General features: G+C 62.9%; 12 protein-coding genes. 11 read left to right on the top strand and 1 reads right to left on the bottom strand.

Annotation, left to right across the window (positions count from 1 at the left end; translation table 11 throughout):
• Positions 1-191: 191 nt before the first annotated feature.
• Positions 192-1085 (bottom strand): phosphoserine phosphatase SerB, encoded by an 894-nt coding sequence (gene serB, locus NEZ08_RS19145; RefSeq protein ID WP_298110302.1) that lies wholly within the window; start codon positions 1083-1085, stop codon positions 192-194.
• On the opposite strand from serB, the gene miaA reads away from it, so the two are divergent.
• From miaA to NEZ08_RS19090, 11 genes are all read left to right on the top strand, one after another.
• Positions 1084-2007 carry a tRNA (adenosine(37)-N6)-dimethylallyltransferase MiaA gene (miaA, locus tag NEZ08_RS19140; protein WP_298110300.1) on the top strand — a complete coding sequence of 308 codons (924 nt, stop codon included), beginning with the start codon at positions 1084-1086 and terminating at the stop codon, positions 2005-2007. The two genes, serB and miaA, sit on opposite strands and share 2 nt — an antisense overlap.
• 376 nt (positions 2008-2383) lie before the next feature.
• Positions 2384-4159, top strand: coding sequence for an acetolactate synthase 3 large subunit (locus tag NEZ08_RS19135; RefSeq protein ID WP_298110296.1), 1776 nt, complete (start codon positions 2384-2386; stop codon positions 4157-4159).
• A 15-nt stretch (positions 4160-4174) separates the two neighbouring features.
• Positions 4175-5158, top strand: coding sequence for a threonine dehydratase (locus NEZ08_RS19130; protein ID WP_298110294.1), 984 nt, complete (start codon positions 4175-4177; stop codon positions 5156-5158).
• 79 nt (positions 5159-5237) lie between these two features.
• Positions 5238-5780, top strand: a complete 543-nt coding sequence (gene ilvN, locus NEZ08_RS19125) for an acetolactate synthase small subunit (RefSeq protein ID WP_298110290.1) — start codon at positions 5238-5240, stop codon at positions 5778-5780.
• Between the two features lie 3 nt (positions 5781-5783).
• Entirely contained in the window at positions 5784-6479 is a 696-nt protein-coding gene (locus NEZ08_RS19120) for a class I SAM-dependent methyltransferase (RefSeq protein WP_298110288.1), read from the top strand.
• 162 nt (positions 6480-6641) lie between these two features.
• The gene (locus tag NEZ08_RS19115) at positions 6642-7523 is read left to right on the top strand and encodes an EamA family transporter (RefSeq protein ID WP_298110286.1); all 882 of its coding nucleotides are present in this window, start codon (positions 6642-6644) and stop codon (positions 7521-7523) included.
• A gap of 50 nt (positions 7524-7573) precedes the next feature.
• Positions 7574-8125: a LysE family translocator gene (locus NEZ08_RS19110; protein WP_298110519.1), complete on the top strand. Its 552-nt coding sequence runs from the start codon at positions 7574-7576 to the stop codon at positions 8123-8125.
• Between the two features lie 243 nt (positions 8126-8368).
• Entirely contained in the window at positions 8369-9388 is a 1020-nt protein-coding gene (gene ilvC / locus NEZ08_RS19105) for a ketol-acid reductoisomerase (protein ID WP_298110284.1), read from the top strand.
• 388 nt (positions 9389-9776) lie between these two features.
• The gene (locus NEZ08_RS19100; RefSeq protein ID WP_298110281.1) at positions 9777-10592 is read left to right on the top strand and encodes an MBL fold metallo-hydrolase; all 816 of its coding nucleotides are present in this window, start codon (positions 9777-9779) and stop codon (positions 10590-10592) included.
• Positions 10593-10854: 262 nt separating this feature from the next.
• Entirely contained in the window at positions 10855-11730 is an 876-nt protein-coding gene (locus NEZ08_RS19095; RefSeq protein ID WP_298110278.1) for an MBL fold metallo-hydrolase, read from the top strand.
• 249 nt (positions 11731-11979) lie between these two features.
• Positions 11980-13602 (top strand): ABC-F family ATP-binding cassette domain-containing protein, encoded by a 1623-nt coding sequence (locus NEZ08_RS19090; protein WP_298110276.1) that lies wholly within the window; start codon positions 11980-11982, stop codon positions 13600-13602.
• Positions 13603-13624: the final 22 nt, after the last annotated feature.

Raw genomic sequence — 13624 nt, 5'->3', positions numbered from 1 at the left:
GACTCTGTGACAAGTCATTGCGCTGCATCAAATTGCGAGATCGGCACGGCAGCGCAAGGTGCAAAGAATATTTCGTATCGTGGCCGATATACGAACGATGTTTCTTCAAAGCACGCGCATGCCGTTCGAATTGTTCTGGCGGTCTTGAAAGCTCGGCCAGCGGCCACGCCGCACGCCGATTGTCCAAGGGCTCAGGCCACGAACTCCTCGCGCGCAAAACCTTGCGCGTAGAGCAACGCGGTGAGATCGCCATGGTCGATGCGCACTGCTGCTGCCGCTGCGACCGCGGGTTTGGCGTGGTAGGCGACGCCGAGCCCGGCCTCACCGATCATCCCGAGATCGTTGGCGCCATCGCCCGCAACAAGCGTGTCGATATTGTCGAGGTCGAAACTTTCCCGAAGCTCGAGCAGAGTGGCAAGCTTGGCGTCGCGGCCGAGGATCGGCTCGCTGACCTCGCCGGTCAGTTTGCCATCGCGCACGACCAGCTCGTTGCCGCGATTCTCCTGGAAGCCGATCCTGGCGGCGATCGGCTGCGTGAACAGTGTGAAGCCCCCGGAGATCAGGCAGGTATAGGCGCCGTGCGCGCGCATGGTTGCGACGAGTTCGCGGCCGCCTGGCGTAAGCCGGATCCGCTCGGCGATCACCCTGTCGACGACGTCGACCGACAGTCCCCTGAGCAGCGCGACGCGCTCGCGCAGCGCGGGCTCGAAAGCGATCTCGCCGCGCATGGCGCGCTCGGTGATCGCGGCGACATGTGCTTTCTTTCCGACGAAATCGGCCAGTTCGTCGACGCATTCCTGGCCGATCATGGTGGAATCCATGTCGGCAAGAAAAAGCCTCTTGCGCCGCACAGCCTGCGGCTGCACGACAATATCAATCGGCAGGTCGGCGCGCGCCTCGCGCAGGCGATCGGCCATGGCAGCAACGTCCTCGCGGCCGTCGCCGAAGCGAATGTCGGCAGCGACTTCGTCGCACAGCCATTGCGGAGGCTGGGACAAGGGAAGAAGCGCGCGCGCGCCGTCAAGCACCGTGCTATCCAGCGCCGGATTATTGGGATTGCAGATCAGTGTGGCGACAAGCGACATGAATCTTCGGACTGACGTCAATGATGCCGTGCTTATCGCAGGGCCGACCGCCAGCGGCAAGTCGGCCCTGGCGCTCGCACTCGCCCGAAAATCCGGCGGCGTCATCATTAATGCCGATTCCATGCAGGTCTACCGCGACCTCTGCGTGCTCACGGCGCGTCCGTCGGCGGAGGAAGAGACCGAGGTTCCGCATCGGCTCTACGGCCACGTCGACGCCGCGGTGAATTTTTCCGCAGGAAGCTGGGTGAGCGATGCTGCCCGCGTGCTCGCAGAGGTGCGCGCGCAACAGCGGCCGCCGATCTTCGTCGGCGGCTCAGGCCTTTACTTCAAGGCGCTGACGCGGGGCCTGTCGGCGGTGCCGCCGATTCCAGGCGAGATACGCGAGGCGGTGCGCGCGCGGCTCGATCGCGACGGTGTCGAGGCGCTGCATGCCGAGCTTGCGCGGCGCGATCGGGCCTATGCCGAACGTCTGGAGCCGCGCGACCGCAGCCGCATTGCCCGCGCTCTGGAAGTGATCGAGGCGACCGGGCGTTCGCTCCTGGATTGGCACTGCGAAGCCCTGCCGCCGCTTCTGGCACCGGGCACGTTTCGCGCGCTGTTTCTGGCGCCCGAGCGCGATGCGCTCTACGCGCGGATCGACGCGCGATTCGAGACGATGCTGCAACATGGCGCGCTGGAAGAGGTCGCCCGGCTTGCGGCGCGCAAGCTCGATCCGCTGTTGCCCGCGATGAAGGCGCATGGCGTACCGGCACTGATCCGGCATCTCGAAGGTGAGATCGGCCGCGAAGAAGCCAGCGAGATCGGCCGCGCAGATACGCGTCATTATGCCAAACGGCAGTTCACCTGGTTTCGGCATCAACTGCCGGAATTCGAATGGATGTCCCCGGATGCGGCGGCGGAGTGGGTGGATGGTCTCCCATAGCCGGTCGTCGTCCCCGCCCGCGCCGGGACGACCAGCCGCCAGCTGTGGGACCATGATGGCACCTTTTTCCGCGACTGCAGCATTTTCAGCCTCGCCGAATGCCCGGAAGCCGGTTACACTTCCAATTGAAACGCGATGCGCTTGACTTTCGGCATCCGGCCGGTATGGTCGCGCAACCTTCGAGAAGCCTGAGCGGTCTTATGCGAAATATTATTACCAAACTTCTTATCACCGTAGTACCCAGGCGCATCGCCGGGGATGGCTAGGTGCCATCCAAATTCAGGCGGTGCGCACGGGGCCTCTTCGGGCCCTTTTTTATTTCCCGAACCACGTCAACGAGAACATCGCGCCAGGAACGGCGCATCCGGAGCCAGCCATGAGTGACAAGAGCCACGATCCGAACCAGATGACCGGTGCCGCCATGATCGTGCGCGCGCTCATCGATCATGGCGTGCAGCACCTCTTCGGCTATCCCGGCGGCGCGGTGCTTCCAATCTACGACGAGATTTTCCAGCAGAGCGAGGTCGAGCACATTCTGGTGCGCCACGAGCAGGGCGCCGGCCACGCGGCGGAAGGCTATGCACGCTCCACCGGCAAACCGGGCATCGTGCTGGTGACCTCAGGGCCGGGCGCCACCAACATGGTGACGCCGCTGACCGATGCGCTGATGGACTCGATCCCCCTGGTCTGCATTACCGGTCAGGTGCCGACCCATCTGATCGGCAACGACGCCTTCCAGGAATGCGATACCGTTGGCATCACGCGGCCGTGCACCAAGCACAACTGGCTGGTGCGCAACGTCAACGACCTCGCCAAGGTGCTGCACGAGGCATTCTACGTCGCAACCACCGGCCGTCCCGGGCCGGTCGTCGTTGACGTGCCGAAGGACGTGCAGTTTGCCACCGGCACCTATCATCCTCCACGCAAGTCGGACGTCCACATTTCCTATGCGCCGCGGGTCAAGGGCGACGCGATGGCAGTCCGCAAGGCTGTGGCGCTGCTCGCTGGTGCAAAAAGGCCGGTGATCTACTCCGGTGGCGGCGTCATCAATTCCGGACCCGAGGCCGCCAAACTGTTGCGCGAACTGGTCGATGTCACGGGAGTTCCGATCACCTCGACGCTGATGGGGCTGGGCGCCTATCCCGCATCGGGCAAGAACTGGCTCGGCATGCTCGGCATGCACGGCACTTACGAGGCCAACATGGCGATGCACGATTGCGACGTCATGCTGTGCGTCGGCGCACGCTTCGACGACCGCATCACCGGACGCACGGATGCGTTCTCGCCCGGATCGAAGAAGATCCATATCGACATCGATCCCTCCTCCATCAACAAGAACATCCGTGTCGATGTGCCGATCATCGGCGATGCCGGTAACGTGCTCGGCGATCTCCTGCAGGTGTTCAAGGCGGAGGCCGGGAAGCCCGACCTCAGGGCCTGGTGGGCCGAAATTGCCAAATGGCGCGCGCGCAATTCGCTGTCCTACAAGAAGAACAACGATGTCATCCTGCCGCAATTCGCGATCCAGCGGCTGTTCCAGGCGACGCGAGGCCGGGACGTCTACATCACGACCGAAGTCGGTCAGCACCAGATGTGGGCGGCGCAGTTCTTCGGCTTCGAGGAGCCGCACCGCTGGATGACGTCAGGCGGCCTCGGCACCATGGGTTATGGCCTTCCAGCCGCACTCGGCGTGCAGGTCGCCCATCCTGACAGTCTTGTCATCGACATCGCGGGCGATGCCTCGGTGCAGATGACGATCCAGGAAATGTCGACCGCGGTCCAGTACGAGCTGCCGATCAAGATCTTTATCCTGAACAACCAGTACATGGGCATGGTGCGGCAATGGCAGCAGTTGCTCCACGGCAATCGCCTGTCGCATTCGTACTCGGAGGCGCTGCCGGATTTCGTCAAGCTCGCCGACGCCTATGGCTGCGTCGGCCTGCAGGCGACCAAGCCTGCCGATCTCGACGGCGCGATCGAGGAGATGATCAAGATCAAGCGGCCCGTGCTGTTCGATTGCCGCGTGGCTGCGCTGGAAAACTGCTTCCCGATGATTCCGTCCGGCAAGGCGCATAACGAGATGCTGCTGCCGGCGGAAGCCAACGACGAGGCGACTGCGGAAGCCTTTGCGAGCGGCAAGGCGCTGGTGTGATGACGAGGTTCGAGCATGTTTAGCCTCGCCGAACTCGAACGTGCGCAGGAGATCGTCCATGCGGCGATGCCGCCGACACCGGCATATACATGGCCGCTCCTGGCACAGCGGCTCGCTGCCGACGTCGTCGTCAAGCACGAGAACCACACGCCGATCGGCGCGTTCAAGGTCCGCGGCGGCATCGTCTATGTCGAGCGCCTCAAGCGCGAGCAGCCGCAAACGGCGGGGATTATTTCGGCGACGCGCGGCAACCACGGCCAGAGCCTCGCTTTTGCAGCCAAACGCAACAGGCTGCCACTGACGATCTACGTGCCGAACGGCAATTCGACCGAGAAGAACCGCGCGATGAAGGCATTCGGCGCCCATCTCGTTGAATATGGCGCCGACTTCCAGGAATCCCGCGAAGAGGCGGAGCGGCATGCCAAACGAGAAGGGCTGCACATCGTGCCGTCCTTTCATCGCGACCTCGTGCTCGGGGTTGCGACCTATGCGCTTGAACTGTTCCGCGCCGCCCCGGATATCGACGTGCTTTATGTGCCAATCGGGCAGGGCTCGGGGATCTGCGGCTGCATCCTGGCCCGCGACCTGCTGGGGCTGAAGACCGAGATCGTCGGGGTGCAATCGGCGGAGGCGCCGTCCTACGCGCTGTCGTTTGCGGCCGGCCGCGTCGTGAGCACCAACTCCAGCAATACCCGTGCTGATGGCCTGGCGACGCGCGTTCCGGATAGCGAGGCGTTTGAAATCATCCGCAACGGCGCCTCGCATATCGTTCAGGTCAGCGATGACGAGATTGCTGCGGCAATCCGCGCTTACTGGATCGATACGCATAACCTTGCCGAAGGAGCGGGCGCGGCTGCGCTTGCGGCCGCACTCCGGGAAAAGACCAGGCTTGGCGGCAGGCGCGTCGGCTTGATCCTGAGCGGCGGCAACATCGATTTCGAATTGTTTCGCACCTGGGTGATGGCGGATCCCATCGTCCAGAAGGTGATGATGGCATGACCGGCGTTTGCCGGAGCTCTCTTCATCACCTCTCGCCGCTCGCGGGGAGAGGGAGCACAGCCTTTCAAGGGGGACGACAATGAACCAGCCCGCATCCGCCTACTTCATGGAAGAACAAAAGGCGCCAAACGAGTCGCACACGCTTTCGGTGCTGGTGCAGAACGAGCCGGGCGTGCTCGCCCGCGTCATCGGGCTGTTTTCCGGGCGAGGCTACAACATCGAGAGCCTCACGGTCTCGGAAACCGAAAGCCAGAAGCATCTCTCGCGCATCACCATCGTCACCACGGGCACGCCGATGGTGATCGAGCAGATCAAGCACCAGCTCGACCGCATGGTGCCGGTCTATCGCGTGGTCGACATGACGCTTACCGGTCGCTCGGTCGAGCGGGAGCTCGGCATGCTCAAGGTGCGCGGCACCGGCGAGCACCGCATCGAGGCGCTGCGGCTTGCGGAAGCGTTCCGGGCGCGGGTGATCGACGCCACGACGGAAAGCTTCGTTTTCGAGATCACCGGCAACTCGTCGAAGATCAACCAGTTCATCGATCTTATGCGTCCGCTGGGTCTGGTCGAGGTGTCGCGCACGGGCGTTGCCGCCATAGGCCGTGGAGCCGAGGGGATGTGAGCCATGCTGGCACGCGACTGGTTCTACAACCAAAGGCGGCAGGTTGGCATCGATTCCGCGGTCGCCGCGATCTACGATCGCCATGGTGACAGCGACCTGCGGGCGCGTGCCGCGCTTGCCATGCTGGACGTCAAGCCGGGTTGGCGGGTCGCAGACATCGGCTGCGGCAATGGCCTGCTCGCCTGCGAGGCGGCGCTGCTGGGCGCGGAGGTCGATGCGATCGATATTTCGCCGGCCCTGTTGGCGCTGGCGCAGGTCGTAGCAAAGGACCGCAGGGTTGCGATCCGCACCCAGTCGGCAGGGCTTTTGAGCTTCACTTACCAGCCGAAAAGCTACGACCTGATCGTCAGCGAATTCACGCTACATCACTTGCCGGATTTCTGGAAGGCGGTGGCGATGTCGCGAATCTTTGCCGCACTGAAGCCGGGTGCGAATTTCTACCTCCGCGACATCGTCTTTGTGCGGACCCCTGACGGCACCGAGCGCGACATCGAGGAATGGGCCGAGTTCTCCATTTCCAATCACGATTTCAATCGCGACAGCGTTGTCACCCATATGCGCGACGAGTACTCGACCTTCGGCTGGGTGATCGAACGCATGCTTACCGACGCCGGCTTCGAGCTGATTTCGGCGGATTATCAGGCGCCGCTGCACGGCACTTACCTGTTGCGCAAGCCGAGACACGGCGAGCAGGGCTGAAATCTTGTCCTATCGTCATTGCGAGGAGTGGAGCGACGATGCAATCCAGATCAGACAGTCTGGGTCGCTTCGCGGAGCTTGTCATCGGGCGCGCATTTCGCACCACCTGCTGGCTCGCAATGACGGGTTCAGGTCAGGAGCCAGGAGGCAGGAAAAACAACGATGAAACCTGCCGACGTCTTCCTCGCCGTCCTGGTCGCGGTGATCTGGGGCAGCGCGTTCGTCCTCAGCCGGATCGCGCTAAATGAATTGTCGCCGGAATTGATGACGGCGCTGCGCTTCACCATTGCCGCGGTGCCCTGCCTGTTTGTGCCGCGGCCGAAGGTTTCCTGGCCAACTCTGATCGCGATCAGCTTCACGCTGTTTCTTGGCCAGTTCCTCGCGCAGTCCTACGGCATGGCGAATGGCGTTCCCGTCGGACTCACCAGCGTGATCGTGCAGAGCCAGGCACTGTTCACCATCGGCTTCGCCGCGATCATATTCGGCGAGCGGCCGTCGCGGCTGCAAACCCTTGGCATCGCGATTGCCGCTTTCGGGCTCCTGATGATCTGCGGCACCGTCGGTTATGATTTCAGTGTCTCGGCCTTCGCCGTGCTGATGCTCTCGCCGCTGTGCTTTGCGGCGGGAAATCTGCTGCTGCGGCGGGCCCAGGGCGTGCCGATGTTCGATCTATCGGTGTGGCTCTGCCTGGTGGCCGCGGTGCCGCTGCTCGGATTGGCGCTGATGAGCGACGGCCCGCAGGCGACCTGGCATGCACTGCGGCACATGTCGCTTGGCGTTGTTCTTTCCATGCTCGGCATCGGCCTCGTCTCCACCTGTTTCGCCTACTGGCTGTGGAATCGGCTGCTGCGCGACCATCCGGCGGCGCAGGTGGTGCCGTTCGCGCTGCTGGTCCCGTTCGTCGGTTCGGCCGCTTCCAGCATCGTGTTCGGCGAAACGTTTGGGAAGCTCCGCCTTGCGGGCATGCTGACCGTGGTTGGCGGCATTGCCGTCATGCTGCTCGCCAGACGTGCGCAAGCTCTTCCGAAGACCGCGGGAGCGTAACCGTGCAAAATCCCTCGCTGCTGGTTGCCTTCCTGGTGTTCGCCGCCGTGATGTTCTTTACGCCGGGGCCGAACAACATCATGGTGATGTCCTCGGGGCTGACCCACGGCTTTCGCCGCACCCTGCCGCATATCACCGGCGTCGTCATCGGGTTTGCCTTCATGGTCGGCGCGGTCGGCGTCGGTTTCGGCACGATCTTCATCGCCTTCCCGCTCTTGCAGGTCATGCTCAAATATGCCGGCGCGGCGTACCTGGTCTATCTCGCGGTCATGATCGCAATGTCCGGTCCGCCAAGGCCAGGCGAGACCGCGCGCGGTCCCATGACCTTCTGGGGTGCCGCGATGTTTCAGTGGGTGAACGTCAAGGGCTGGGTCGCGATCATCGGCACCATCACAGCCTATGCGGCGATCGCAAGCTTCCCGATGAACATTGTGCTCCAGGTGCTGATTTTCCTGGTGATGGGAACGGCCTCGATCACGACCTGGACGCTGTTCGGCAGCGCCCTGCGCCCCTTCCTGACCTCAGCCCTGGCAGTGCGCGCCTTCAACCTTGTGATGGCCGCCTTGCTGCTGGCCTCGCTCTATCCCGTGTTCATGGAGTAGGCCGAAACCATGGCTCGTCCGCACCGGAATCCAATGCTTCCGGTGTCCCTTTGGCTCTGACATTCGTAAACGAACTCGCTGCGACGGGCACGAATGTCAGAGCCGGGACGCCAGAAAGAGGGTTTACCCCCATGCGGAAAATGTTTTAGACCACGCGGGAAATTCAGGGCGACCCGCGGTCCATCTGACCTTATTGCCTGATCCATCGGCCGATTTCGGCCCCCTTCACAGAGGAAACGACCAATGCGTGTTTATTACGATCGCGACGCCGACATCAACCTGATCAAGGGCAAGAAGGTCCTGATCGTCGGCTACGGCAGCCAGGGCCATGCCCATGCACTGAACCTGAAGGATTCCGGCGTCAAGGACGTCGCCATTGCGCTGCGCAAGGGATCGGCCTCCGCCAAGAAGGCCGAAAACGCCGGCTTCAAGGTGTTCGAAGTGGCCGAGGGCGCCAAGTGGGCCGACCTCGTGATGATGCTGACCCCCGACGAATTGCAGGGCGACATCTATCGCGAGCACCTGCACGACAACATGAAGAAGGGCGCGGCGCTGGTGTTCGCCCACGGGCTCAACGTGCATTTCAACCTGCTCGATCCGCGGCCAGATCTCGACGTCCTGATGATCGCGCCGAAGGGCCCAGGCCACACCGTGCGTTCGGAATATCAGCGCGGCGGCGGCGTGCCCTGCCTGATCGCGATCGCCAAGGACGTGTCGGGCAACGCGCATGATCTCGGCCTGAGCTATGCGTCCGCGGTCGGCGGCGGCCGAGCCGGCATCATCGAAACCACCTTTAAGGAAGAATGCGAGACCGACCTCTTCGGCGAGCAGGTCGTGCTCTGCGGCGGCCTGGTCGAACTGATCAAGGGCGGCTACGAGACGCTGGTGGAAGCCGGCTACGCGCCGGAGATGGCCTATTTCGAATGCCTCCACGAGGTGAAGCTGATCGTCGACCTGATCTATGAAGGCGGCATCGCCAACATGAACTACTCGATCTCCAACACCGCCGAATATGGCGAATACGTCACCGGTCCTCGCATCATTACCGACGAGACCAAGAAGGAGATGCGCAAGGTGCTAGCCGACATCCAGGGCGGCAAGTTCGCCCGCGACTGGATGCTGGAGAACAAGGTCAACCAGACCTCGTTCAAGGCGACACGCGCAAAGCTCGCCGCGCACCCGATCGAGGAAGTCGGCGCCAAGCTCCGCGACATGATGCCGTGGATCAAGAAGGGCGCGCTGGTGGACAAGACGAAGAACTGAGATTTCGCGCCCCGGGGCGCCGCGCAGCGCGCCGCTTGGCGTGATACGATGGTGCCCCGGTTCTGACATTCGTATCCACGTCGCTGAGAGTTCGTTTGCGAATGTCAGAACCAAAGGGGCACTCGTAAAGTGGATGCCAGGTGCGGCTTTGGATAGGACGTTCGCTATATGAGCGGCGGCGATACCGAACCGAACGTTAAATCCGCCGCGATCGAGATGTTGGGGCTATGATGTTGATGGGGCCCCGCTCAGCGTAGCGGCATTGCATGCCGCAACGTGTCCGGGCCGCGACATTTGGAGAGCCCGTCCTGCACCGGCGCGGTGCAGTCGGATATGCCGCGCTGATTTTGTCGTTGTCCGTGGCGAGTCGGTCGAGCCGGAGGTTCCGATGCCGATCCATATCTGTACCACGTGCGGGACGTCCTTTCCGGATGCGAGCGAGCCGCCCACAAGCTGCCCGATCTGCGAGGATGAACGGCAGTTCGTGCCGAGAAGCGGACAGGGCTGGACCACGCCGCTGCGGCTGGCGGCAGGCCATGCCAACGCATGGCGCAAGCTTGAGGATGGTCTGTTCGAGATCCACACCGCGCCCAGCTTTGCCATCGGCCAGCGCGCGCTGCTGCTCCGCACTGCGCACGGCAATATTCTCTGGGATTGCATCACGCTGTTCGACGAGGCGACCGACGCGTTGATCCGGACGTTGGGCGGCCTTGCCGCCATCGCAATCTCGCACCCGCATTACTATTCCTGCATGCAGGATTGGGCGCGTGCTTTCGATTGCCCGATCCACTTGCACAAGGCCGACGCGCAATGGCTGATGCGGCCGGATTCAAGGGTCCGGTACTGGGAAGGCGAAACAATGGCCATTGCGCCTCAACTCACCTTGCTGCGGCTCGGCGGGCACTTTCCGGGCGGGACGGTGCTGCATTGGGCCGATGGCGCGCAGCGCCGCGGTGTGCTCTTGAGCGGCGACATCGTGCAGGTCGCCGCAGACGCGCGCCGCGTCTCCTTTCTCTGGAGCTATCCAAACATGATGCCGCTGTCGGCCGCGACCGTGGGCCGGATCGCCGATACATTGAAGCCGTGGCCGTTCGAGCGGATCTATGGCGCCTTTCCGGCGCGGCAGGTGATGGCTGACGGTGCCGGGATCGTGCAACGATCGGCGGCCCGCTACATCGAACTGCTGCAGGCCGAGCAGCCGTAAAGTGGCTGGGACGAGAGCTTCGATTCCGAAGGTCGCATGATATCGCGGCGACCTCGGATGCCGACTTCGGAATCAATGGAGTCCGGCAAGTTGCGGATATTCGTAGCGGCTTCGAATTTGAAGCTCGTGTGCTGACCCCGCAGCGACACTGATAGGAACTTCAAATTCGCCGCACTCGCCAGCTATGCGACCATGCTCGCTTGAACCGGCCTTGACGCGCCGCTAGGTTCGCGTTGGGAAAAAATCTACGGGAGCGCTCGGCATGAAGCAGATCAGGATCGGCGACGTCACCATCGATGCGGTGATCGAGCGCGAGGGGCCGTGGCGGCGGCCTCAGGATTTCTTTCCGGCCTATGACGAGGCGACCTTCCGCGCTCACCTGCCGTCGATGGAGCCGGAAGTGTGGGACGAGGCGGCAGGAAAGATCGTCATCACCTATCAGACCTTTGTGGTGCGCAACTCCCGGCATACCATCCTGGTCGATACCTGCACCGGCGAGGACAAGGGCCATCCGCCGCCTTTCGATTTTCCCGGCAAGGAGCGCTGGCGCAACGAGTTGTTCGCGCTTGGCGTTAGCTTCGAGCAGGTCGACTACGTCTTCTGCACGCACCTGCATATCGACCACACCGGCTGGAACACGACGCTGCGCGACGGCCGCTGGGTGCCGACCTTTTCCAATGCAAAATACGTGTTTCACAAGCGCGAATATGCGGCCTGGGAGGCGGAGCACAACAAGCGTAACGACCCGCCGGGCACCGTGTTTCGCGACAACTGCCTGCCGATCGTCGAGGCTGGGCAGGCATTACTCGTCGATGACGATTACGCACTCGACGACACCATCACGCTGACGCCAACGCCCGGCCATTCGCCCTGCCATTGCTGCGTCAACATTCATTCCAAAGGCCAGCGGGCAGTGGTGGCCGGCGACCTGATGCATCATGCGATCCAGTGCCGCGAGGTGGACTGGTCGTCCAAGCCCGACTGGGACGCCCGGCAATCGGCGCAGTCGCGGCGCAAATTCTTCCGCGAGGTGGCCGGCACCGAGACGCTGATCCTGCCGATCCATTTCCCGTCACCGACCGCCGGCTACATCACCGCCGACGGCGAGCGCTTCAATTATCGCTTCAAGCGGGATTGAGCTCCTTTACCTGGCAGGCGGCAGGGCAGCCGTATATGGCTTAGCCCGAGGACGTCCGTATCTATCCTTCGAGACGCGCGAATGCGGTCCTCAGGATGATGCCATGATTTGCGGCTCGATCAGACCATCGTGGCGAGAAGCCGCGCTTTAATGCGGCGTCTCGAAGCCTCTCATGCTCCTGGCGCTTTCAATTCCCCGGATGATGCTCTAAGAGCGGCCCGAAACTCTCGATCCGGGTTCCCTCACCGCATGATTAGACTGGACAATATCAGCAAGCAGATCGGCCATCAGATCCTGTTCATTGAGGCGCAGGCTGCGCTTCAGAAGGGCGAGAAGGCGGGCCTGGTCGGGCCGAATGGCGCCGGCAAGACGACGCTGTTTCGCATGATCACGGGTGCCGAGCTGCCGGACGAAGGCCAAGTCTCGCTCGATCGCGGCATCACCGTCGGCTATTTCAGCCAGGACGTCGGCGAAATGTCCGGCCGCAGCGCCGTCGCTGAGGTGATGGATGGGGCAGGGCCCGTCGCCGCGGTCGCGCTTGAATTGAAAGCGCTCGAAGCCGCGATGGCCGATCCCGATCGCGCCGACGAGATGGAAGAGATCATCGCCCAATATGGCGAGGTTCAGCACCGCTTCGAAGAACTCGACGGCTATGCACTGGAGGGCCGCGCCCGCGAGGTGCTCGCCGGTCTTTCCTTCAGCCAGGAGATGATGGAGGGCGACGTCGGCGCGCTCTCCGGCGGCTGGAAGATGCGCGTGGCGCTGGCGCGCATTCTTTTGATGCGGCCGGACGTCATGCTGCTCGACGAGCCGAGCAACCATCTCGATATCGAGAGCTTGATCTGGCTCGAACAGTTCCTGAAGGATTATGACGGCGCGCTGCTCATGACCTCGCACGACCGCGAGTTCATGAACCGCATCATCAACAAGGTGGTCGAGATCGACGGCGGATCGCTTACCACCTATTCCGGCAATTACGAGTTCTACGAGACCCAGCGGACGCTCACCGAAAAGCAGCAGCAGGCGCAGTTCGAGCGCCAGCAGGCGATGCTGGCGAAGGAGATCAAGTTCATCGAGCGCTTCAAGGCGCGCGCCTCGCACGCGGCGCAGGTGCAGAGCCGGGTGAAGAAGCTGGAAAAGATCGAACGGGTCGAGCCGCCGCGGCGGCGCCAGAGCGTGGCTTTCGACTTTCCGGCAGCGCCCCGCTCGGGCGAGGACGTCGTGAACCTGAAGGGCGTGCAAAAGGCCTATGGCAGCCGCGTGATCTATGACGGGCTCGATTTCATGATCCGCCGAAAGGAGCGCTGGTGCGTGATGGGCGTGAACGGTGCGGGCAAATCCACGCTGCTCAAGCTGGTCGCGGGCGAGAGCGAGCCGGACCACGGTACGGTGGCGCTGGGCGGCAGCGTCAAGATGGGGTACTTCGCCCAGCACGCGATGGAGCTCCTCGACGGCGAGCGTACGGTGTTCCAATCTCTGGAGGATGCGTTTCCGCAGGCAGGCCAGGGAAGCTTGCGCGCGCTCGCCGGCTGCTTCGGCTTTTCCGGTGACGACGTCGAGAAGAAATGCCGCGTTCTGTCAGGCGGCGAGAAGGCGCGCCTCGTCATGGCGATCATGCTTTACGATCCGCCGAATTTTCTTGTGCTGGACGAGCCCACCAACCATCTCGACATGGCGACCAAGGAGATGCTGATCACGGCGCTCTCGCAATACGAAGGCACGATGCTCTTCGTTTCGCACGACCGGCACTTTCTCGCTGCGCTCTCCAACCGTGTGCTCGAGTTGACGCCCGAGGGCATCCACCAATATGGCGGCGGTTATACCGAATATGTCGCGCGCTCCGGCCGCGAGGCGCCAGGATTGCATAGTTAAGCCAGGCCGAAATGTATCGGGC

It is taken from the genome of Bradyrhizobium sp. (genome assembly GCF_027451485.1).
Lineage (GTDB): Bacteria > Pseudomonadota > Alphaproteobacteria > Rhizobiales > Xanthobacteraceae > Bradyrhizobium.
The sequence above is the reverse complement of the archived record's forward strand: the minus strand, read 5'-3'. Positions and strand labels throughout refer to the sequence as shown.

Excerpts from the sequence above, each read along its gene's own strand:
- miaA (WP_298110300.1), top strand. The coding sequence starts at position 1,084 with ATGAATCTTCGGACTGACGTCAATGATGCCGTGCTTATCGCAGGGCCG.
- serB (WP_298110302.1), bottom strand. The coding sequence starts at position 1,085 with ATGTCGCTTGTCGCCACACTGATCTGCAATCCCAATAATCCGGCGCTG.
- NEZ08_RS19135 (WP_298110296.1), top strand. The coding sequence starts at position 2,384 with ATGAGTGACAAGAGCCACGATCCGAACCAGATGACCGGTGCCGCCATG.
- NEZ08_RS19130 (WP_298110294.1), top strand. The coding sequence starts at position 4,175 with ATGTTTAGCCTCGCCGAACTCGAACGTGCGCAGGAGATCGTCCATGCG.
- ilvN (WP_298110290.1), top strand. The coding sequence starts at position 5,238 with ATGAACCAGCCCGCATCCGCCTACTTCATGGAAGAACAAAAGGCGCCA.
- NEZ08_RS19120 (WP_298110288.1), top strand. The coding sequence starts at position 5,784 with ATGCTGGCACGCGACTGGTTCTACAACCAAAGGCGGCAGGTTGGCATC.
- NEZ08_RS19115 (WP_298110286.1), top strand. The coding sequence starts at position 6,642 with ATGAAACCTGCCGACGTCTTCCTCGCCGTCCTGGTCGCGGTGATCTGG.
- NEZ08_RS19110 (WP_298110519.1), top strand. The coding sequence starts at position 7,574 with ATGTTCTTTACGCCGGGGCCGAACAACATCATGGTGATGTCCTCGGGG.
- ilvC (WP_298110284.1), top strand. The coding sequence starts at position 8,369 with ATGCGTGTTTATTACGATCGCGACGCCGACATCAACCTGATCAAGGGC.
- NEZ08_RS19100 (WP_298110281.1), top strand. The coding sequence starts at position 9,777 with ATGCCGATCCATATCTGTACCACGTGCGGGACGTCCTTTCCGGATGCG.
- NEZ08_RS19095 (WP_298110278.1), top strand. The coding sequence starts at position 10,855 with ATGAAGCAGATCAGGATCGGCGACGTCACCATCGATGCGGTGATCGAG.
- NEZ08_RS19090 (WP_298110276.1), top strand. The coding sequence starts at position 11,980 with ATGATTAGACTGGACAATATCAGCAAGCAGATCGGCCATCAGATCCTG.